Source organism: Variovorax soli NBRC 106424, from assembly GCF_001591385.1.
GTDB lineage: Bacteria > Pseudomonadota > Gammaproteobacteria > Burkholderiales > Burkholderiaceae_C > Variovorax > Variovorax soli.
Genome location: NZ_BCUU01000019.1, coordinates 25,067 through 46,113 on the forward strand (window position 1 = coordinate 25,067; position 21,047 = coordinate 46,113).

22 protein-coding genes are annotated in these 21,047 nt (G+C 66.2%); 14 read left to right on the forward strand and 8 right to left on the reverse strand.

Features of this window, described 5'->3' with window-relative positions:
- Positions 1–36 precede the first annotated feature (36 nt).
- Positions 37–510: a GNAT family N-acetyltransferase gene (locus VSO01S_RS08280; RefSeq protein ID WP_068641331.1), complete on the reverse strand. Its 474-nt coding sequence runs from the start codon at positions 508–510 to the stop codon at positions 37–39.
- An 8-nt stretch (positions 511–518) separates the two neighbouring features.
- Positions 519–2,681 carry a methylmalonyl-CoA mutase gene (gene scpA / locus VSO01S_RS08285; RefSeq protein WP_068641332.1) on the reverse strand — a complete coding sequence of 721 codons (2,163 nt, stop codon included), beginning with the start codon at positions 2,679–2,681 and terminating at the stop codon, positions 519–521.
- 127 nt (positions 2,682–2,808) lie between these two features.
- Here scpA and VSO01S_RS08290 point away from each other — a divergent pair, with 127 nt between their 5' ends.
- The 13 genes from VSO01S_RS08290 to VSO01S_RS08350 all read left to right on the forward strand — a co-directional run bounded on the left by VSO01S_RS08290 (position 2,809) and on the right by VSO01S_RS08350 (position 14,111).
- Positions 2,809–3,456, forward strand: coding sequence for a GntR family transcriptional regulator (locus VSO01S_RS08290; protein ID WP_068641333.1), 648 nt, complete (start codon positions 2,809–2,811; stop codon positions 3,454–3,456).
- A gap of 190 nt (positions 3,457–3,646) precedes the next feature.
- Complete coding sequence (locus VSO01S_RS08295) at positions 3,647–4,231, forward strand: A24 family peptidase (protein ID WP_068641334.1); 585 nt, start codon at positions 3,647–3,649, stop codon at positions 4,229–4,231.
- A gap of 13 nt (positions 4,232–4,244) precedes the next feature.
- Positions 4,245–5,090 (forward strand): Flp pilus assembly protein CpaB, encoded by an 846-nt coding sequence (gene cpaB / locus VSO01S_RS08300; protein WP_068641335.1) that lies wholly within the window; start codon positions 4,245–4,247, stop codon positions 5,088–5,090.
- Between the two features lie 42 nt (positions 5,091–5,132).
- Complete coding sequence (locus VSO01S_RS08305; protein ID WP_068641336.1) at positions 5,133–6,641, forward strand: type II and III secretion system protein family protein; 1,509 nt, start codon at positions 5,133–5,135, stop codon at positions 6,639–6,641.
- 23 nt (positions 6,642–6,664) lie between these two features.
- Positions 6,665–6,967, forward strand: coding sequence for a hypothetical protein (locus VSO01S_RS08310; protein WP_068641337.1), 303 nt, complete (start codon positions 6,665–6,667; stop codon positions 6,965–6,967).
- 120 nt (positions 6,968–7,087) lie between these two features.
- Positions 7,088–7,285 (forward strand): Flp family type IVb pilin, encoded by a 198-nt coding sequence (locus VSO01S_RS08315; protein ID WP_068641338.1) that lies wholly within the window; start codon positions 7,088–7,090, stop codon positions 7,283–7,285.
- A 78-nt stretch (positions 7,286–7,363) separates the two neighbouring features.
- A complete protein-coding gene (locus tag VSO01S_RS08320) occupies positions 7,364–8,629 on the forward strand; it encodes a pilus assembly protein TadG-related protein (RefSeq protein WP_068641339.1) in 1,266 nt (421 codons plus the stop codon).
- 3 nt (positions 8,630–8,632) lie between these two features.
- Complete coding sequence (locus tag VSO01S_RS08325) at positions 8,633–9,097, forward strand: TadE/TadG family type IV pilus assembly protein (protein ID WP_068641340.1); 465 nt, start codon at positions 8,633–8,635, stop codon at positions 9,095–9,097.
- On the forward strand, positions 9,094–9,552 hold the full coding sequence (locus tag VSO01S_RS08330; RefSeq protein WP_068641341.1) for a TadE/TadG family type IV pilus assembly protein: 459 nt from the start codon (positions 9,094–9,096) through the stop codon (positions 9,550–9,552). Before VSO01S_RS08325 ends, VSO01S_RS08330 begins: the two co-directional genes overlap by 4 nt.
- Before the next feature lie 16 nt (positions 9,553–9,568).
- Entirely contained in the window at positions 9,569–10,753 is a 1,185-nt protein-coding gene (locus tag VSO01S_RS08335; protein WP_068641342.1) for a CpaE/TadZ family protein, read from the forward strand.
- Positions 10,754–10,764: 11 nt separating this feature from the next.
- The gene (locus VSO01S_RS08340) at positions 10,765–12,177 is read left to right on the forward strand and encodes a TadA family conjugal transfer-associated ATPase (protein ID WP_084241751.1); all 1,413 of its coding nucleotides are present in this window, start codon (positions 10,765–10,767) and stop codon (positions 12,175–12,177) included.
- 12 nt (positions 12,178–12,189) lie between these two features.
- The gene (locus VSO01S_RS08345) at positions 12,190–13,179 is read left to right on the forward strand and encodes a type II secretion system F family protein (protein ID WP_068641343.1); all 990 of its coding nucleotides are present in this window, start codon (positions 12,190–12,192) and stop codon (positions 13,177–13,179) included.
- 17 nt (positions 13,180–13,196) lie between these two features.
- Complete coding sequence (locus VSO01S_RS08350; RefSeq protein ID WP_068641344.1) at positions 13,197–14,111, forward strand: type II secretion system F family protein; 915 nt, start codon at positions 13,197–13,199, stop codon at positions 14,109–14,111.
- A 25-nt stretch (positions 14,112–14,136) separates the two neighbouring features.
- Here the strand turns inward: VSO01S_RS08350 and VSO01S_RS08355 are convergent, their stop codons facing one another.
- The 5 genes from VSO01S_RS08355 to VSO01S_RS08375 form a co-directional block, all read right to left on the reverse strand.
- On the reverse strand, positions 14,137–14,823 hold the full coding sequence (locus VSO01S_RS08355) for a response regulator transcription factor (protein WP_068641345.1): 687 nt from the start codon (positions 14,821–14,823) through the stop codon (positions 14,137–14,139).
- 24 nt (positions 14,824–14,847) lie between these two features.
- Positions 14,848–16,494: a sensor histidine kinase gene (locus VSO01S_RS08360; RefSeq protein ID WP_068641346.1), complete on the reverse strand. Its 1,647-nt coding sequence runs from the start codon at positions 16,492–16,494 to the stop codon at positions 14,848–14,850.
- Positions 16,495–16,735: 241 nt separating this feature from the next.
- The gene (gene dusA / locus VSO01S_RS08365) at positions 16,736–17,767 is read right to left on the reverse strand and encodes a tRNA dihydrouridine(20/20a) synthase DusA (protein WP_281179815.1); all 1,032 of its coding nucleotides are present in this window, start codon (positions 17,765–17,767) and stop codon (positions 16,736–16,738) included.
- A 77-nt stretch (positions 17,768–17,844) separates the two neighbouring features.
- Entirely contained in the window at positions 17,845–18,420 is a 576-nt protein-coding gene (locus VSO01S_RS08370; RefSeq protein WP_068641348.1) for a hypothetical protein, read from the reverse strand.
- A gap of 38 nt (positions 18,421–18,458) precedes the next feature.
- On the reverse strand, positions 18,459–18,677 hold the full coding sequence (locus VSO01S_RS08375) for a hypothetical protein (protein WP_068641349.1): 219 nt from the start codon (positions 18,675–18,677) through the stop codon (positions 18,459–18,461).
- A 185-nt stretch (positions 18,678–18,862) separates the two neighbouring features.
- Between VSO01S_RS08375 and VSO01S_RS08380 the strand changes: the two genes are divergently transcribed.
- Positions 18,863–19,270 (forward strand): hypothetical protein, encoded by a 408-nt coding sequence (locus tag VSO01S_RS08380; RefSeq protein ID WP_068641350.1) that lies wholly within the window; start codon positions 18,863–18,865, stop codon positions 19,268–19,270.
- Between the two features lie 9 nt (positions 19,271–19,279).
- Here VSO01S_RS08380 and VSO01S_RS08385 read toward each other — a convergent pair whose 3' ends face one another.
- Positions 19,280–20,995 (reverse strand): cation:proton antiporter domain-containing protein, encoded by a 1,716-nt coding sequence (locus VSO01S_RS08385; protein ID WP_068641351.1) that lies wholly within the window; start codon positions 20,993–20,995, stop codon positions 19,280–19,282.
- Positions 20,996–21,047 lie beyond the last annotated feature (52 nt).

Below are 21,047 nucleotides of genomic sequence, written 5' to 3' on the forward strand. Positions count from 1 at the left end.
CCGCCTCGATGCCCTGCTGCAATGCGGCCACCGTGCTCAGCACACACCCTCCGCGCTCACGCGCCAGCGGTAGTGCACGTCGACGCCGTCGGCGCCCTCCTTCTCGAAACCGTGGCGCAGGTAGAAGCGGTTGGAATCGCTTTCCACCAGCGTGGTGACCAGGATGTCCTTGCCCTGCTGCCGCGCCTGCGCCTTGGCCCAGTTCAGCGCCCATTCGCCGATGCCCAGGCCCTGGCAGCCGGTGCGCAGGTACAGGTGATCGAGCCGAAGCGCGTCATCGCCTTCGGGCTTGAGCGAAATGAAGCCGATGCGCTTGTCGCCGTCGAACACGATGTGATGCATGTGCTGCACGGCGAAGCTGGCCGCCAGCCGCTCGCGCGAACTCTGCGCACTGAAGCGGCCCACCCGCTCCAGGCTCGGCTGCATGGCATCGATGCGCAGGGCCAGCATGGCTTCGAAGTCATCCTGCGAAACCGGCTGAAGCGACAACCGTGATGTGAGGTCGGCCACTTGGTTTCTCAGGCGCTGGTCGCCGCGCGGATCTGCTCCAGCACGTCCTTGGCGCTGGCGGGAATGGGCGTGCCCGGGCCGTAGATGCCCTTGACGCCCGCCTCGTACAGGAAGTCGTAGTCCTGGCGCGGAATCACGCCGCCCACGAACACGATGATGTCGTCGGCGCCCTGCTTCTTCAGCTCGCTGATGATGGCCGGCACCAGCGTCTTGTGGCCCGCGGCCAGCGTGGAGACGCCCACGGCATGCACGTCGTTCTCGATGGCCTGGCGCGCGCATTCTTCCGGGGTCTGGAACAGCGGGCCCATGTCCACGTCGAAGCCCAGGTCGGCGAAGGCCGTGGCCACCACCTTGGCGCCGCGGTCGTGGCCGTCCTGGCCGAGCTTGGAGATCATCACGCGCGGACGGCGGCCCTGCTCGGCCGCGAACGCGTCGATCTCCGTCTTCAACTTGTCCCAGCCTTCGGCCGAGTCATAGGCAGCTGCGTACACACCCGTCACCTTTTGCGTATCGGCGCGATGGCGCCCGAAAACCTTTTCCAGTGCGTCGGACACCTCGCCCACCGTGGCGCGCAGGCGCACCGCCTGGATGCTCAGGTCGAGCAGGTTACCCTGGCCCGACTCGGCGGCCTGCGTGAGCGCATCGAGCGCGGCCTGCACCTTGGCACTGTCGCGCGCCGCACGGATCTTGGCAAGGCGTGCCACCTGCTGCTCGCGCACCTTGACGTTGTCCACTTCCAGGATCTCGACCTCGTCTTCCTTGGCGAGCTTGTACTTGTTGACGCCCACGATCACGTCCTTGCCCGAGTCGATGCGCGCCTGCTTCTCGGCAGCCGCCGCCTCGATCTTGAGCTTGGCCCAGCCGGAATCGACCGCGCGGGTCATGCCGCCCATGGCCTCGACTTCCTCGATGATGGCCCAGGCTGCGTCAGCCATGTCCTGCGTCAGCTTCTCCATCATGTAGCTGCCGGCCCAGGGGTCGATCACGTTGGTGATGTGCGTCTCTTCCTGGATGATGAGCTGCGTGTTGCGGGCGATGCGCGCGGAAAACTCGGTGGGCAGCGCAATGGCTTCGTCCAGCGCGTTGGTGTGCAGGCTCTGGGTGCCGCCGAACACGGCTGCCATGGCCTCGATGGTGGTGCGCACCACGTTGTTGTACGGGTCCTGCTCGGTCAGGCTCCAGCCCGAGGTCTGGCAGTGCGTGCGCAGCATCAGGCTCTTGGGGTTCTTCGGCTCGAACTCCTTCATGATGCGGCACCACAAGAGGCGCGCGGCGCGCATCTTGGCCACTTCCAGATAGAAGTTCATGCCGATGGCCCAGAAGAACGAAAGGCGCCCGGCGAAATCGTCCACGTCCAGGCCCTTGGCCAGCGCGGTCTTCACGTACTCCTTGCCGTCGGCCAGGGTGAAGGCCAGTTCCAGCGCCTGGTTGGCGCCAGCCTCCTGCATGTGGTAGCCGCTGATGGAGATCGAGTTGAACTTCGGCATGTTCTTCGCCGTGTACTCGATGATGTCGCCGATGATCCGCATGCTCGGCTGGGGCGGGAAGATGTAGGTGTTGCGGACCATGAACTCCTTGAGGATGTCGTTCTGGATGGTGCCACTGAGCTTGTCCTGCGACACGCCCTGCTCTTCCGCCGCCACCACGTAGCCCGCCAGCACCGGCAGCACCGCGCCGTTCATGGTCATGGACACGCTCACCTTGTCCAGCGGGATCTGGTCGAACAGGATCTTCATGTCCTCCACGCTGTCGATGGCCACGCCGGCCTTGCCCACGTCGCCGGTCACGCGCGGGTGGTCGGAGTCGTAGCCGCGGTGGGTGGCCAGGTCGAAGGCCACGCTCACGCCCTGGCCGCCCGCGGCCAGTGCCTTGCGGTAGAAGGCGTTGGACTCCTCGGCGGTGGAGAAGCCCGCGTACTGGCGAATGGTCCAGGGGCGCACCGCGTACATCGTGGCCTGCGGGCCGCGCAGGTAGGGCTCGAAGCCGGGCAGCGTGTCGGCGTACTTCAGCCCCTGCAGGTCAGCCGCCGTGTACAGCGGCTTGACGGCGATGCCGTCGGGCGTGATCCAGTCGAGCGCTTCGACATTGCCCCCCGGCGCGGATTTGGCGGCGGCCTTGGCCCAGGCCTGCAGGTCGGCGGTTTGGAATTTCGGTTCTGGTTTGGTGCTCATGGCAAAGGGCTCGGCTCGAAGAGGGAAGGACCAGGCAAGAAAGTACGGGGCCGGTCATCAATGTTGCGTAGTCTAACATTCATAATTATGAATTCAAAATGAGATTTTTGAGGTACATTCCGGTTCCATGTCCGCTCTCACCCTGACTCCCCGCGCCTTGTACGAAGAGGTGGCCGAACTGCTGCGCCAGCGCATCTTCAAGCGCGAGCTCGAGCCCGGCAGCTGGATCGACGAGCTCAAGATCGCCGAGGAATACGGCATCAGCCGCACGCCTTTGCGCGAAGCGCTGAAGGTGCTGGCGGCCGAGGGCCTGGTCACCATGAAGATGCGCCGCGGCGCCTATGTGACCGAGGTGTCGGAGAAAGACCTGGCCGACGTCTACCACCTGCTCAGCCTGCTGGAGAGCGACGCGGCCGCCGTGGTGGCTGAACGCACCACGCCGGCGCAACTGGCCGAGCTGGAAGCGCTGCATGCCGAGCTGGAAGCCGCTGCCAAGCCGGGCAAGGTGGATCGCGACCTGTTCTTTGCCATCAACGAGCGCTTCCACATGAAGCTGCTGGCCCTGGCAAACAACCGCTGGCGCGACCAGATGGTGGCCGACCTGCGCAAGGTGATGAAGCTCAACCGCCACAACTCGCTGCTCAAGAGCGGCCGCATCGAGGAATCGCTGGCCGAGCACCGCGCGATCGTGGCCGCGCTGAAGTCGCGCGACCCGAAGGCCGCGGCTGCGCGCATGCATGAGCACTTCAGGAGCGGGCTCGAGGCAGCGGCCTGAAGCCCAGGCGCCGGCATGAGCTGAGCGCCTGATCGCGAGCCGCCACCGGGCCCGCGTCCCGGGACAAATGTCCCGCCTCCCTCGCCATCTCCAGGGCATCCGTCCGCCCTCAAAAAAGGACGGCGCGCTCATGCGTGGGCACCTTCTCGTTAATACATTGGCTTACATCTGAATTCTTTGGATGTAATTCATGAGCGAGTTCGGCGCCCTCCTCGATCTGCTGCGAATGCTGCTGGTGGACCCCCGCACCGCGGTGCTTTTCGCCCTGCTGATCGCCGGCGCATGGAGGGACTGCCTGAGCATGCGCATCCCCAACGGCCTGACCTACGGCGGTGCCACCTTCGCGCTGATCTACAGCGCCATCGTTCCCTTTTCCGCGCACGCCGGCTTCTGGTGGGCCTTCGGCGGCCTGTGCACCGGCCTGCTGCTGATGCTGCCGCTGTACATGCTGCGTGTGATGGGAGCCGGCGACGTCAAGCTGATGGCCATGGCCGGTGCCTTCCTGGGCCTGTCCGAAACGCCCATGGCCGTGCTCTGGGTCTTTCTGGCCGGCGGGCTGTTCGCCATCGGCCATGTGCTGACGCACCGGCTGCTGGGCCGTCTGGCGCACAGCCTGCGCGACATGGCCGGCCAGCTGATGCTGACCGCGACCACCGGAACGCGGCCGGCCAGCCCGGCCGCCCTCAAGCAATCAGTCGGAAAGCTGCCCTACGGCATGGCCATCGCCGCAGGAACGATCAGCTACGTGGTGGCTCGCCAGATCGGCTACGCCTGAAGGAGAAAACCTCATGAGAAACCTCAAAGCCCTTGCTTTCATGGCCCTGGCCGTGATGCTCGGCCTGGCGGCCGCGGTGTATGCGGCCAACTGGGTGGGGCGGCAAAGCGGCATCGCCTCCAACAAGGTCGTGGTCGCCTCGGTCGACGTCCAGTTGGGCAACCGCCTGAACGCGCAGATGCTGAGCACCGTCGACTGGCCCAGCGCTTCGATCCCCGCGGGCGCGTTCCGCGACATCAAGGAAGTCGAGGACCGAGTCTTGCGCACGGCCGTGCTGCGCGGCGAACCCATCCTCGACGGCAAGCTGGCGCCGGTGGGTACCCAGGGCGGCCTGTCCGCGGTGATCGCCGAAGGCAAGCGCGCCATGACCGTTCGCGTGAACGATGTGGTGGGCGTGGCGGGCTTCGCGTTGCCGGGCAACTACGTCGACGTCGTGGTCAGCGCGCAGCAGACCGTATCCAAGGGCGAAGAGCCGCGCCAGATCAGCAAGACCGTGCTCGAGCACGTGCTGGTACTGGCCGTGGCGCAGGAGGCCAGTCGCGACGACACGAAACCCAAGGTCGTCAATGCAGTCACGCTGGAGCTGTCGCTCGAAGATGCCGAGAAGCTCGATCTGGCGCGCAGCGTGGGCACTCTGTCTCTTGTGCTGCGCAATCAGATGGACAAGAAGATGGTCGCGACCAAGGGCATGACCAAGGACGAGTTGTGGGGCCTGAAGCAGCTGCAACCCGTGTCCACCGCCGCCCCAGCGGCACCTGCCGCCGCGAAGCCGCAGGCCCCACGCAACCGTGCGACGCCGGTGCGCTCCTCGGAATGCGTCGAAGTCATTCACGCCCAGCGCACGCTGAACTGTTTCTAACCCGCTGCCGGAGCCACGCACGTGAACACACATTGCTTCCGAATGCTCGCGCTTTCCGCCGCTCTTGCAGCGCCGGTGGCCGTGCGAGCCCAAGCCGCCGCCCCCGCCACGCCTGCTGCACCTGCCGCAGCTGCGGCAGCCCCCGCAGCACCTGCGCCCGTGGTGTCGCAGAGCCAGCGCTGCACACGCATCGTGCCTGACGACGAACCCAGCCAGGTGGTCCTGGGCAAGTCCGCCGTGATACCGCTCAAGCAGCGCGCCACGCGGGTGATCGTCAGCGGCCAGGCCGGGACCGCGCGCCAAGGCGCAGCCACGCCACAAGGCGCACAGGCATCGCAGGGCATGGCCGACGTGGAGGTCATGCTGCTCAGCCCCACCGACCTGTTTTTCCGGGGCCGCCAGGCCGGAACGATGAACGTGGTGCTGCAGGATGCCTCGGGCGCCTGCTACATCAAGGACGTCGTCGTCACCGTGGACGCCAGCGCGCTGCAGGGCAAGCTGCGCGAACTGCTGCCTGAAGAGCGTGGCGTGCGCGTGCTCAGCGCCGACAAGAGCATCGTGCTGGCCGGACAGATCAGCAGCGCCCAGCGCCTGGACGACCTGATGAACCTGGCTCTGGCTTACGGCGGAGACAGCAAGCGCATCGTCAACCTGCTGCGGGTGGGCTCGTCCCACCAGGTGATGCTGGAAGTCAAGATCGCCGAGGTCAGCAAGACCCTGCTCGACCGGCTCGGCGCCAGCGTGGGCGCCTTCCGCGCCAGCTCCGGCGGCGGATACAACTACTCCTTGATCAGCGACTTCCTCAGCGGCGGCGCCGGGCTGGTGGAAGCCCTGAAGGTCGGCCGCTACGCCGTGCGGGTGGACGGCCAGAAGGACGACGGCCTGGTGCGCGTGCTGGCCGAGCCCAACATCATGGCCATCAGCGGCCAGCAGGCCAGCTTCCTGTCGGGCGGAAAGATCTTCATTCCCGTGTCGCAAGCGCCGGCCGCCGGCACGGGCACCAGCACCATCACGCTCGAGGAGAAGGAATTCGGCGTCGGCGTCAAGTTCACCCCCATCGTGCTGGGCGATGGCCGTGTCAGCCTCAAGCTGGTGTCGGAGGTGTCGGACCTGATGCAGACGGGCTCACCTTTCACCGCGGTCAACGGCGTCACCGCCGTGCTTCCGTCGATGCGGGTGCAGCGCGCCGACACCACCGTACAGCTCAACGACGGACAGAGTCTGGTCATCGCTGGCCTCATCAAGAACAACGTCACCGAAGCCATCAAGCGATTCCCGGGTCTGGGCGAAGTGCCGGTGATGGGCGCGCTGTTCCGCAGCACGGAGTTCCAGACTGACCAGACCGAACTGATGTTCGTCGTCACGCCGCGCCTGGTGCGTCCGCTGGCCGGCGAGGTCCGCGTGCCCACCGACAACCATGTGGTGCCCACGCGCGCCGAGGTCTATCTCAACGGCAGCCTCGAGAGCCTGACGCCAGCACAGCCACCGACAGCAGAAGCCGTGCCCGCCCCCTATCGCGCCGCCCCGACGCCCGGTCGTACGGACCAGTGAACAGACAAGCAAGAGGAAGTGCCATGACCCGAACCCTGACAGCCTTGATCATCGCGCCCCTGCTCTCGCTGGCTGGCTGCAACACGATGACGCCCAACTACGACCAGCACTTCGGCGAAGCGCTGCGCAATGCGAAGCGGCAGATGACCATCAACCCGAATGCCGCCATCGACAACCCCGGGCCCGCGCCCAGTCTGGATGGCATGGCTGCGCACGAAACCATGCTTCGCTACCAGCAGAGTTTTCAAACGCCCCCGCCCGCCGTCAACGTCATCAACATCGGTGGATCCATCGGTGGCGGCGATGGCAACGGCGGCGGCCGGTGACGAAAGGAGGATGACGTATCGAGCCACGAACCCCAATCAAATTCCTAGTTCCAGCCGCGCTATCCGCGTGGCCGTCTATCAAGTTTTCGTGTCAGCCAATCAACTCAAGAGGAGTTTTCCATGAACGCATTTCTGCAATCCGCTCGCAACTTCCATCGTGAAGACGAAGGCGCTCAGATCATCGAGTACGCGCTGATCGTTGCCGTAGTTTCACTGGCTCTGATCCTCGGCCTGCAGGGCCTTGCGGGCACCGACTTCACGGCTTGGATCACCAAGGTGGGCACCTGCCTCAAGACCGGCACATGCCCGACGACCTGATCCACGCCGTCTGAGCAGCGGCGCCGGTCACGGCGCCGCTTATCGACGAACCCTCAGCCAAATACATCTGGAGCAAAAATGGCAATGCATAGGCCTGCGCCCGAGCTCGCATGGCGCTTCAGCTTCTCGCGCCGTCCGACGCGCGCGCAACGGCAACGCGGCGCCTACATCATCACCACTGCCCTGATGCTTCTCTTCCTGCTGGGGTTCATGGGGATCGCATTGGACGTCGGGCGCATGTTCGTCGTGCGCGGCGAGCTGCAGACGGCGCTCGATGCCTGCGCCCTGTCGGCAGCGGCCGAACTGGACCGCAGCAGCACCGCCATCGTCAGAGCCAGAGCGTCCGGCATGGCGGCGGGCAACGCCAATTCCGTCAATCTGCAATCGGCCGATTGGTCGGGGCAAGGCCAGATCGTGGAGGCCGACATCACCTTCCGCGACAAGGACTACGTCGCCACCGAGACGCCGACACTGGCGCACTACGCACAGTGCGCCCACGCCCAAGCCAACATCGGCCTCTGGCTGCTCAAGGCCATGAATTCGTTCTCCGGGGACGCGATCATTCCCGCCACGGGCACGGTCGCAGCCAAGGCGATCGCCACCCGCACCAACGCCCAGACCAGTTGTCCCATTCCGGTGGCCTTCAAGCCGGCAGCTGGCGCCACCGCACCGCACTACGGGATGGCGGTGGGCCAATGGGTCAAGCTGCTCAACGGCAACCCGACCAACGGCTACATCGGCTGGGCCAACTTGGATGGCTCCAACAGCGCGTCGGAGACGGTGAAGGAGCTCAACGGCTTCTGCGGCACCGAAGTGGGCGACACGCTGGGTACGCCGGGGGTCCAAACGGCCGTGGCGGACGACTGGAACTACCGCTTCGGCATCTACAAGAACAGTGCGAACCCGGCTGAGCATCGGCCCGACTACACCGGCTTCAGTTATACCCCGACGAGTTGGCCCGATCAGGCCAACGCCTTCTCGAACTTCCTGGCCAAGCGCGCAGCATTCGCCTCCTGCGGCAACACCACCGCGGCGATCAAGGACTGCGAGAACATCACCGGGCTGAAGCTCAACAGCTTCCAGAAGCTGGCCGCGCCCGGGGATACCACCGGCGGGCACAAGCAATACGGCCATGACCGGCGCGTCGTGCTGGTGCCGGTGATCAACAACGGCAATCAGGTGATCGACTACGCCTGCATGCTGATGCTGCAGCCCTTGGAAATTCCCATGGGCGACGTCAACCTCGAGTACCTCGGCAATGCCGGCACGCTGTTCAGCCCCTGCACCACCAGCGGGCTCGCCGGCGGCTCCGCGGGTCCGCTGGTTCCAGTGCTGGTGAGGTGAGCCATGCACAGCAACTGCCCCCACCGCACTCGCAAGCAGCAGCACGGCGCCGCACTGATCGAGCTGGCCCTGATCATTCCGCTCCTGCTGCTGCTCACCTTCATCACGACCGAGTTCGGCCGCGCCATGTACGAGTACCACGCACTGGTCAAGAGCGTGCGCGACGCAGCTCGCTATCTTTCCGTGCACCCTCCCGGTACCCACGTCGAGCAGGCACGTAACCTGATGGTCTACGGCAACCTCACGGCCGGCGACAAGCCGTTGGTGAGCAACCTGACACTGGCCAACGTGCCGGCGGACACCTGCTGCACCTGGCAGCCAACCGGCACGGCCCCCATCTTCCAGACGGTGACGGTGCGCATCACTGGCTATACCTTCGAGCCGATGGTCAGTGGCGCATTCGGCGTGTCGCTGGGCGGCATCCTGTCGTTTCCACCTATCACCGCCACGATGAGGGCGCCCACATGAAGCCCGCCACAATGCCTCGTCGCCGATGCTGTGCAGGCGCCACCACCATCGAGTTCGCGCTCGGGCTACTGATCTTCCTGACCTTCGCCCTGGGCATCATGGACTTCGCGCGAATGCTCTTCACGTGGAACGCCGCCGGCGAAGTCACCCGCTACGGCGCGCGCTACGCCGCCGTCTGCGACGACATGACCAAGCAAGCCGAGGTCCTGGCTCAAATGCAGCAGTTGCTGCCTCAGATCGAGGAGATCGAGGTCCAATGGTCCAGGGCCGACGGAGTCGCCTGCACCCCGAGCACCTGCGAGGGCGTCACCGTCGGAATCAAAGACCTGGACTATCAATGGATCTCTCCCATTGCAGGCGCAGTGGCGCCGCTGATACCCATGCCGAAGTTCTCGACCTACCTGCCTCGCGAAGTGATGCGCAAGGACCCCCACAGCGGCGCCATCTGTCCCTGAAGACCTGGAATCCATCATGAAAATTGCCCTCATCTCCCCCAATCCGCATCACCTGCAAGACCTGCAGCTCAGCCTCGAATCGCAAGGCCATTCGGTGCAGAGCTTCGAGGGCGGCAAGAGCCGGATGGCGCCTGTGGCAGAGCAGTCGCGCCCCGACCTCATGCTGGTGGACGGCATGTGCTGCGACCCGCACGAGCTGGAACTGGTGGAGCAAGTAACGTCCTCGCACCCCGAGATCGCCGTGCTGCTCATGTGCGCCAGGCAGACGCCGGAGTTCCTGCTCCAGGCGATGCGCGTCGGCGTGCGAGAGGTGCTTCCTTCGCCCGTGCCGCCCGAGGCACTGCAGGCCGCCCTGGCGCGCGTAGCAGCCCGCATCGCAACGCGCCAGCCGGCCGCCCCCAAAGGCGACGGCAGGAACAGTGGCGGTGCCGGCCAGGTGATTGCTTTCGTGCCCTGCAAGGGCGGCAGTGGCGCCACCTTCATCGCCTCCAACCTGGCCTGTCTTCTGGCGGCTGACCAGCAGCGGGTGCTGCTGATCGACCTGAACCTGCAGTTCGGCGATGCCCTGTCCTTTGTCAGCGATGCGAAGGCCACGACCACCCTTGCCGACCTGGCCGGCAGCATCGACCGGCTGGACGCCTCCCTGCTGGCCGCCAGCACGATCAAGGCGGACGCCGGGTTCAGCGTCCTGGCAGCACCCGAAGACCTGTCGCGCGCGGCCGAGGTGAAAGCCGAGCACATCGACGCCATCCTGCGCCTGGCCGCCACGCAGTTCGACTTCGTGCTGGTCGACCTGCCGCTAGGGCTCAACGCGCTGTCGATTCGCGCGCTCGACCGCGCACAGCGCATCTTCGCGGTGCTGCAGCCGGGCCTGCCCTACCTGCGCAACGCCAACAAGCTGATGCAGGCCTTCCAGTCGCTGGGCTATCCGCCGGCGCGGGTAGAGGCCATCGTCAATCGGCTGGAGAAGAACAGCGACATCGGACTGTCGGAGGTGCGTCGCCTGCTCGGCAATGTGGAGCTGCACACCCTGCCCGACGCGCCGCGCGACGTGTCGCTCTCGATCAACCGCGGGGTGCCGCTGGCCAGCCTGTCGAAATCGCACCCGGTGAGCCGCTCGCTGGACGATCTGGCGCAGCGGATCAACCCGCGAGAGGAAGGCAGCCCGAGCCTGCTGGGCCGTCTGTTCCGCCGCGCCTGAAGGAGAACACCATGCCATTGCACGCGCTCCGGGAAACGCCCGCCACTTCCATTCGCGACCGGTTCGGAGGCCTTGCCGCCGAACCGATCGCCCGCGCTGCATCGCAGCCGCAGGACGCCGGCGCGCCCCTCAACGGCCCGGGATTCTCGGAGGCCTACAAGTTGCTGAAGGAGCGCATGCACGTGAAGCTCCTGGAGCAGTTCGACCTCACGGCACTCGAGACGCTCAAGCCCGAGCTGCTCCGGCAGGAGATTGCGAGCGTGATCGGCCGCATGCTGCAGGAAGATCCGCAGGCCATCAACGAAAGCGAGCGGCGCACGCTGATCCGCGACATCCAGCACGAGATGCTGGGCTTCGGCCCCCTGGAATTGTTGATGGCCGATTCCGCGGTGTCGGACATTCTGGTCAACTCCTACGACCAGATCTATGTGGAGCGCAAGGGCAAGCTGGAGCTGACCAACGTCAGCTTCACCGACGAAAAGCACCTGCTGCGCATCATCGACAAGATCGTCTCTCTGGTGGGGCGGCGAGTCGACGAGTCCAGCCCGATGGTCGATGCACGCCTGCCGGACGGCTCGCGCGTCAACGCGGTGATCCCGCCCGTGGCGCTGGACGGCGCCATGATGTCCATCCGCCGCTTCGCGCGCATCCCGCTGAAGATGGAGAACCTGGTCAACGACCTGAAAACGCTGACGCCGCAGATGGCCCAGCTGTTGGAGGCACTGTCGCAGGCCAAGATCAACATGCTGATCTCCGGCGGCACCGGTGCCGGCAAGACCACGCTCCTGAACATCCTCTCGGGCTACATCCCGGCCAGCGAACGCATCATCACCATCGAGGATGCGGCCGAGTTGCAGCTGCAGCAGCCCCACGTGGTGCGGCTGGAAACGCGCCCCATGAACATCGAGGGGCGTGGCGAGATCAGCCAGCGCGCCCTGGTACGCAACGCGTTGCGCATGCGCCCCGACCGCATCGTGATCGGCGAAGTGCGTGGCGCCGAGGCCGTGGACATGCTGCAGGCGATGAACACGGGTCACGAGGGCTCGCTCACCACCATCCACGCCAATACCCCCCGCGATGCGCTGGCCCGGCTGGAAAACATGATCGGCATGGCCGACCTGAACCTGCCGCACAAGGCGATGCGCCAGCAGATCGCCTCGGCCATCGGTGTGGTGGTGCAGGTCCTGCGCATGGTGGACGGGCGGCGCAAGATCACCAGCATCCAGGAAGTCACCGGTATGGAAGGCGACGTGGTCACCATGCAGGAGATCTTTACTTTCCAGCAGACCGGCGTTGGCCCCAAGGGCGAAGTGCTGGGGCACTTCCGCGCCACCGGCGTGCGCCCACGCTTCAGTGAGCGCCTGCAGGCATTCGGCGTGCCGCTGCCGGAAGGAATGTTCGACCCAAGCCGCCACTACGAGTAACCGGGGAATGCGATGCTGAACAACATGGGTGGGGACACGCTGATCCCGCTGGCGGTGCTGGTGTTCGTCAGCATGCTGATGCTGATCGAGGGCCTGTACTTGTTCTGGAGAGGACGAAATGGGCCGCAAGCCAAGCGCCTGAGGCAGCGGATTCAGGCGCTGACAGAGGCCGACGACAGTGCAAAGGCACGCGTACTCAAGCACCGGTCCGCGGAAGATCTCTCCCTGCTGGAGCGCACACTGCTTTCGCTGCAACGTGCGCAAAGAATCGAAGCCTGGATCCGCCAGTCGGGCAAGGAATGGAGCCCCTCGCAGTTGATGCTGGGTTGCCTGTTGCTGGGCGTCTCCGGATTGTTGGCGGCCAATGCACTACTGCGCTTTCCACTCCTGATTGCCTGCGCCATCGGTCTGGCGTGCGGCGCGCTACCGCTGCTCTACCTGACGTACCTTCATGGCAAACGGCTGGCCCGCTTCGAACAGCAATTGCCCGACGCGCTGGACCTGATCGGCCGTGCTCTGCGCGCGGGCCACTCGTTCGGTACCGGCATGCAGATGGTCAGCGAGGAGATGCCTGACCCCATCGCTGGCGAATTTCGCCTGGCCAGCGAAGAGGTGAACTTCGGCGTCTCACTGCAGCAGGCACTGAACAACCTGGGCAACAGGGTGCCGCTCACGGACCTGCGCTATTTCGTGGTAGCGGTACTCATCCAGCGCGATTCGGGCGGCAACCTGACCGAAGTGCTGACCAACTTGAGCCGCCTGGTGCGCGAGCGCCACAAGCTGCTGTCGAAGGTGCGGGTGTTGTCAGCCGAAGGCCGACTGTCGGCCTGGATTCTGGGCCTTATGCCCTTCGGGCTGGCGCTGCTGCTCAGCAGCTTCAATCCCGAATTCATGTCGCCGCTTTGGACCGACCCCATAGGCCAAATGATGCTCAAGATCATGGCGGTGATGATGACGGTGGGCATCGTGCTGCTGCGCTACCTGGTCCGCATTCGCGTCTAACGCTGCAGGAGATCGAGATGAACATTTTCCCCATCCTGGTGTTTCTCGCCGTGACGCTGACGGTTGTAGGCGTGTTCTTTTGGCTCATGCCGACACGTGGTGAAGAACGCGTGCGTGCGCTGGTCGAGCCACAGCACAGGCCCGCCTCGGCCTGGACCGAGACGATGGTCAAACTGGTCGGGCCGCTGGCCCAGCTTTCCTCGCCGACCGGCGAGGGCGAGATCACTCCACTGCGCCAACGTTTCCTGCAGGCCGGCATCCGCCATCCGGATGCGCCGCTCATCTATTTCGGCCTCAAGACCCTGCTGCCGCTGGCGCTGGCCGCCCTTGCCTTCTTCGCACTGCGCACGGGCGGCGCTTCGTCCGCCCTGGGCCTGCTGATGAAGGTTCTGATGGCTGCGCTGGTGGCCAGCTACCTGCCCAACCTGGTCCTTCGGCTGGCGATCCGTGCCCGCCGGCGTGAGATCTTCGAGAACTTCCCCGATGCGGCCGACCTGATGCTGGTGTGCGTCGAAGCCGGCATGGGGTTGGACGCAGCACTCAGCAAAGTCACCGAGGAAATCCGGCTCAAGAGCGAGGCCCTGGCCCAGGAACTGCACTGGACCAACCTGGAGATGCGCGCCGGCTCGACCCGCGAGAAGTCGCTGCACAACCTGGCAGTGCGTACCGGTGTGGAGGAGATCGGCACCTTCGCCACCATGCTGACGCAGGCCGATCGCTTCGGCACCAGCATCGGCGAATCGCTGCGGGTGTTCTCGGACGACCTGCGCCACAAGCGCCAGACGCGGGCCGAAGAGCAGGCGGCCAAGGTGCCGACCAAGATGCTGCTGCCGCTGGTGCTGTGCATCTTTCCGGTGGTCTCGATGGTGATCCTGACGCCCGCCGTGATCAAGATGATCCGCCAGCTGGGCCCCATGCTTTCGGGACAGTGAATCCCGCTCGCCCGCAGGCCTTCCCTCAGACCTCGCCCAGCTGATGCTTCACCGCATACACGTACAACTCCAGCCGGTTGCGCACCCCCAGCTTCTGGTAGATCGTGCTGAGGTGGTTGCGCAAGGTGTGCTCGGCTATGCAGAGGCGGTCTGCCAATGCAGCGTTGGAGCCGCCGCTTTGCGCCACCACACAGGCCACGACGCGGCGCTCGCGCGCGGTCAGCCGGTCATGGGGCGCGTGCGGGGCCTTGGGCTGCGCCGGCTGGGCGGCAGCGCCTTGCCCCTGCAGCAGCTGGCTGAACACGCGGCCGAGGTCCTTGCCCTCCAGCCACACTTCTCCGCGGTGCACGGCCTCGATGGCATCGAGCACCTGCTGGGCCGGCGCCGCCTTGTTCAGAACGCCGCGCGCGCCTGACAGCATCGCCTGGTCGAGCGTGGCTTGTTCGCGCACGCCGGTCAGCACAAGGATCTGGGCTGCCGAACGCTCGCGGATGAAGGGCATCAGTTCCAGGCTGCTGCGCCCGCCCAGGTCCATGTCCAGCACGACCACGTCGGCCGTCATCTGCGGCACCCGGGCCTGGGCCTCGTCGAAGCTGGAGGCCGTTCCTGCCACCGCCATGCGCGGCCCGGCACCTTCTATGAGGCGCTCCAGGCCCCACAGCATGGTCGGGTGGTCGTCGACCAGAAAGACTCGAATGTTCTGGGCTGTCATCTGAAGTACCCCGCATCGCGATCGTCAGACGGGAATCTCGACATGCACCTCCGTGCCCGACTGGGCACGCTGCACGTAGGCGCGTCCGCCCAGCGCCGCGGCGCGGGCGGTGATGGACTTGGGCGTGAAGTCGCATTCGTTCGCCGCGCCTTCGTTGTCCACCTGAATGCGCAGCAGGCCGTGGTCGCAACGCACCTGCACCAGGGCGTGGCGGGCCATCGTGTGGCGCACGACGTTGCTCAGTGCCTCGCGCACGATCTGCAGCACCTCGGCCGCGAGCCTGTCGCTGCAGGGCACGTCTTCTTCCAGGTCCACTTCGATGTCCACGCCGTGGAATTCGCGGATGAGCCGCACCTGCTGGCGCAGCGCCGCAGCCAGGGGGTGCTGCGCCTCGGTCGCACGGTTGCGCACGCCCTGGGCGAAGCTGCGCAAGTCACCGATGACCTGGGTCGACATGGCGATCAGCCGATCGAGGTCTTCGTTGAGCGGATTCGCCGGATCGGCCTTGCAGCGCAGGGCGCTCAGGCCGAAGCGAAGTCCGATGTACGGCTGCACCGCACTGTCGTGCAGGTCCATCGCGATCTTCTGGCGCTCGGCGGACGCTGCATCGGTGGCCAGGTGGTCCAGCACGTCGATGTTCTCGATCAGCGGCAGCACCTGGGAGGTCAGCTGGTGCAGGAACAGCGCATCCGCGCGGCCCAGCCGCGGGGTACCGGCGGCGACGTAGATGCGCCCGCCGGCCGAACCCAGCCGGACCGGCGCGCTGATGAAGGAGCCGGCGCCCAGCAACGCGCCGATGATCGAGCCGGTGTCCTCGGCCAGCGGCCACCATTGGCCCTGCTCCAGATCGTGGGCCGCGCCGCGCCAGTTGTCGCCGTTGCGCTGCAACCTGAAGGCCAGCACATGCGCGGGCACATCCAGCAGCAGCGATGCCGCCAGCGAAGCGTCGATCTGATCGTCTCCGCCGCCAGCCGCGGGCCTCTGTTGAGCCAGACGCACGGTAACCGGCCCGCCGTCGTCCTCGCGCAGCACCAGCAGGCACAGCGAGGCATCGAAGTAGTCGCGGGTGGCGTCGAGCAGTCCTTGCACCGTCTGGCCCGCTCCGAAGCGCGGATTGGCGATGCTGCTCACCCTGCGCTGCAGGGCGAGGCGGCGACGCAGTTCCGCCTTCGATTCGCCCCAATAGGAAATCATGAGCCCCAGCACCAGGAGCAGCACCGCGCGCCCGAGCAGGTTGGACGCGTCGCCCGCCCCCTGGACGAAAGGAAGCCCTGCGCCCACGAAAAGCACGACCGCCCCCAGCGTGGACGTCACGCCCTCGCGCCAGCCCCAGCGGAAGGACGCGCTCAGGATCGCAAAATAGAAGAACAGGTAGAACACGCTGTGGGCGCCGCCGCTGCAGGCAACGAGCACCGCATACAAGGGCATGTCGAGCCAGTGCCAGCGCATGGCGGCCAGGGCGTGCGGGCCGCGCTCCGAGAGGAAGAACAGGCCGACGCACACGGCGACATAGGCAACGGCAGCCACCGGCATCCAGCGTTCGAGCGCAGATTCTCCCGGCACATCGATGAACAGGCCGAGCAGGGTGATGAGCACGAGCGCCAGCCGCATGCGAGCCAGCGTGCAGGCTTCCGAAAACTCATCCGGTGTCGGGTCCAGGTTCTTTGCCACGCGGGCCTCCTGTATCAGTCCGCGGCCCGGCGGAATTCGTCCGGGCCAAAATTTAACACCAAGGTAAACATTTGTATCTTGATTGCCTGGGGCTCGCAATGAAAACTTCGTGTGAATGTTTCCCATTGAGACATTTGACACAAAAGTTCGCATCACGAAGAGGGACGAAAGTCCTGCGATATGAACGCGGCGGGCAGAAAAAAGCCCGCATGAAGCGGGCGGCACGGAATGCGGGGCAGCGTCACCCTGCGGGCTGCAGCAGCTCCAGGCCCTTGTCGACACGCGCATGGGCCGCCCGCATCACCTCGTGCGGCGGCAGGTGCTTCATCCGGTGGTCGCTCCACACCTGGCGCCAGCGGCGCGCGCCGGGCAGCCCGTTGCGCAGGCCCAGCATGTGGCGGGCGATGGCATACCAGTGGGTGCCGTGCGCCGCGGCCTCGCGCACCATGTAGTCGCACATGCGCTCCTCGATCTCCTCGCGCGTGAGCGGGCGGGGCTCCTCGCCGAAGAACTCGGCATCCCACTGCGCCAGCCACCAGGGGTTGTGATAGGCCTCGCGGCCCACCATCACGCCGTCGAGCAGGCGCAGCTGCTGGTGGACCGCCTCGGTCTGCGAAAAGCCGCCGTTGATGGAGATGGTGAGGTGCGGAAACTCGTGCTTGAGCCGGTGCACCATCTCGTAGCGCAGCGGCGGAATCTCGCGGTTCTCCTTGGGCGACAGGCCCTTGAGCCACGCATTGCGCGCATGCACAATGAAGGTCTTGCAGCCGGCTTCGCTCACCTGGCCGATGAAGTCGCGCACGAACTCGTAGCGCTCGATCTTGTCGATGCCGATGCGGTGCTTGACCGTGACCGGCAGGCGCGTGGCGTCGACCATGGCCTTGACGCAGTCGGCCACCAGCTGCGGCTCGTTCATCAGGCAGGCCCCGAAGGCGCCGCGCTGCACGCGCTCGCTGGGGCAGCCGCAGTTGAGGTTGACTTCGTCGTAGCCCCATTCCTCGGCCAGGCGCGCGCATTTGGCCAGGTCGTCCGGCTCGCTGCCGCCCAGCTGCAGCGCCACCGGGTGCTCTTCCTCGTTGAAGCGCAGGTGGCGCGGCACGTCGCCGTGCAGCAGCGCGCCGGTCGTCACCATCTCTGTGTACAGCAGCGCGCGGCGGCTGAGCAGGCGGTGCAGGTAGCGGCAATGCCGGTCGGTCCAATCCATCATCGGAGCGACGGAGACGCGGCTGGCGTCGAATGCGGTGCGAGGGTCGGGGGTCTGGAGGTCTGTCACGTGCAAGGGCGGCCAATGCGCACCCTCGATTTTCGCCGACATCGCGGCGGCCGGCGGCCAGGCCGGCCTTTGCCCGTTCAGAGCTGGCCGATCTGGCTGAAGGACGAGCGCAGGCCCAGGTAGTCGGTGGGCCCGTTGCTTTCGGGCGGGCTGCCGTTGGCCGACAGCCAGGCCGAAATGCTGGGCAGCCGCTTGGCGAAATAGGACTGCATCTCGCGCCAGTCGCCGTTGGGCTGGTGCGCGGCCGAGACCTCCAGCGCCTCCACGCCCATGGCGCGAAGGCTGCTCACCATGGCCAGCGCCCTGCCCTCGAGCATGTGCACCGGCACGTTGCGGCCCTGGGACAGGATCTCGTCCAGGATGCGCCGGTTGACCACGAACTCGGGCCAGGAACGGTTGCCGCTCGCATCGTTGAGCCGGCGAAAGGCCCAGTGCAGGTTGGTGGCAAAGACCACCGCCACCCGCGTGGCCTGCAGCACATGCTGGTCGGCCTGCTGCGCCTGCAGCCGCACCGACCACCAGATGGCGGTGACCACGCCGGCCGTCTGCACCCAGGCCGCCCAGCCCAGTGCGTCCATGGGGTAGGCCAGCCAGGCGCCGGCCATCAATAGCAGCAGCGCCGCCCCGCCCATGATCACCAGCTTGTTTCGCATGTTGTTTTCCTTTTTATATTGCCGAAGGCTTCGCGCCTTCAGGTCCGCGGTCCGTCCTTGCCGAACATCTTGCGCAGCGCCGCCACGCCGGCCACCAGGGCGTCGGAGTAGCTGCCGTACGGCGTGCAGGAGGCCTCCAGCGCCACATAGGGCATGCAGTCCTCCATCTGATGATCCGATCCCTCCATCAGCACCCAATAGAACTCCCCCACCTCCAGTTCGTGGACAGTCAGGGCGATGTTGCGCAAGGTCCCCATGAAGAAAAAACTATTCCATTTCAGACAGGGGAATCGTAGGAAGCACCCGGGCCACCGCCTAGGCCACTATTTCACGATTAAACACAAATGTGGCATTTAGTATCAGTTTCGCACACACCGAGCGTCTCGAAAAGGCGTACAGCGTCACTTGTGCAACAAGTCGGGCACAGGGCAAGGAGACACCCATGAAAAGATTCACCTTGGACCACCACATGACCTCGCTGATCGGCGGCGGCTTCTACCCGACCGGCCATTCGATGATCATGTTTCCCAGCCTTGAGGAAGCGAACCGCGTCGGCCACCAGCTGATCGAGGACGGCGTCATCAGCGGCGACGAGATCTACCTGGTCACGCCCGAGGACGTGCTAGAGCAGATCGCGCCCACCACCAAGGGCTCGGACTATCCGCTGCCCTCCGCCGGGACCGAGGCAGCCACCGTGCGCACCTACATCAAGCTGGCCCGGGAAGGTCATGCCGGCCTGCTGGTCAAGACGCGCGACGAAACGGTGGCCGAAAAAGTGATGGCGGTGGTGCGCCAGGCGCCTTTTTCCATCGCCGAGCGCTACCGCCGGCTGGTCATCGAGGACCTGTAGGCCTTCCGCTCAGGCCGTGTGAGCGGCGACCGGCGCCGCGGCCGGGCCGGCCCGCTTCAACACATCGCGTGCCATGGCCTGGGCCAGTTCCTGCTCGCCCAGGAACACGGTGGCCGACGCCTCCTGGCTGAGCAGCTGCGCCTGGGCCTCGTCATGGCTGCGCACCACCACCTGGATCGACGGATTCAAGGTGCGGGCCGTTTCGATCATCTGGCGCACGTTGATGGCGGCGGGCGTGGCAATGGCCAGCACCCGCGCCCGGGCGATGTGGGCCTGCACCAGCACCGCCGGGTCGGCGGCGTCGCCCCACACCGCGGCCACGCCCTGCCCGCGCAGCTTCTCGACCAGCTCGCGGTTCTGCTCGGCCACCACGAAAGGCACGTCGCCGGCGCCAAGCATGGCGGCAATGCGCCGCCCGACCCGCCCGTAGCCCACCAGCACCACCTGGCGCGACAGGTAGCGCGCGTCGGTAGTCATCGGCAGCTCGGCCATCGGGTCGACCCGCGACTCGAAGGCGCGGGCCAGCGCTGAATGCCTGTGCAGCCAGCGCTGCACCGGCGAGATCAGGGCGAACCACAGCGGGTTGGTGGCGATCGAGATCAGCGCCGCGGCCAGGATGAGGTTGCGCCCTTGCACGGGCAGCAGTTCCAGCGCGACACCCAGGCCGGCCAGGATGAAGGAGAACTCGCCGATCTGCGCCAGGCTCGCGCAAATGGTGAGCGCGGTGCCCAGCGGATAGCGGAACAGCAGCACGATCGACAGCGCCGCCAGCGACTTGCCCACCACGATCACCAGCACCACCGCCAGCACCTGCAGCGGGCTGTCGATGATGACCATGGGGTCGAACAGCATGCCAACCGACACGAAGAACAGCACCGCGAAGGCGTCGCGCAGCGGCAGCGACTCCTGCGCGGCGCGGTGGCTGAACTCCGACTCGCGCAGCACCATGCCGGCGAAGAAGGCGCCCAGCGCGAACGACACGCCGAACAGCGCCGCCGAGGCGAAGGCGATGCTCACCGCCGCCGCGACCACGCACAGGGTGAACAGCTCGCGCGAGCCGGTGCGCGTGACCTGCCACAGCACCCAAGGCAGCACCCGCCGCCCCACCACCAGCATCACGGCCACGAAGCCGCCCACCTGCAGCAGCGTGAGGCCCAGCGTCTGCCACACGCTCTGGCCCGGGGCGGTGCCGACGCGGCCCATCGCCTCGGCAAAGGCCGGCAGCAGCACCAGCACGAGCACCATCGCCAGGTCCTCCACCACCAGCCAGCCGACCGCGATGCGGCCGACATAGGTATCGAGCAGCCCCAGGCTCTCCAGGGCACGCAGCAACACCACCGTGCTGGCCACCGACAGCGCCAGACCGAACACCAGCGCCGCGCCCAGGTCCCAGTCCCACCAGTGCGCGAGGCTGCCGCCCAGCAGCGTGGCCACCGCCATCTGCACCAGCGCGCCGGGCACGGCGATCTTGCGCACGGCCAGCAGGTCGTCCATGGAAAAGTGCAGCCCCACGCCGAACATGAGCAGCATCACGCCGATCTCCGCCAGCTGTGCGGCAATGTGCGCGTCGGCCACGAAGCCCGGCGTGAAGGGCCCGATGATGACCCCGGCCAGCAGGTAGCCGACCAGCGCGGGCAGGCGGGCCCGCACGGCCACGAAGCCCAGGATGAGCGCGAGCCCGAGGCCCGCGGCAATGGTGTTGATGAGGGAGGCGGCGTGCGGCATGGCGCCTATGTTGCACGCAAGAAGGGCGAGCGCCGCTGCAATCCCTTCAAAT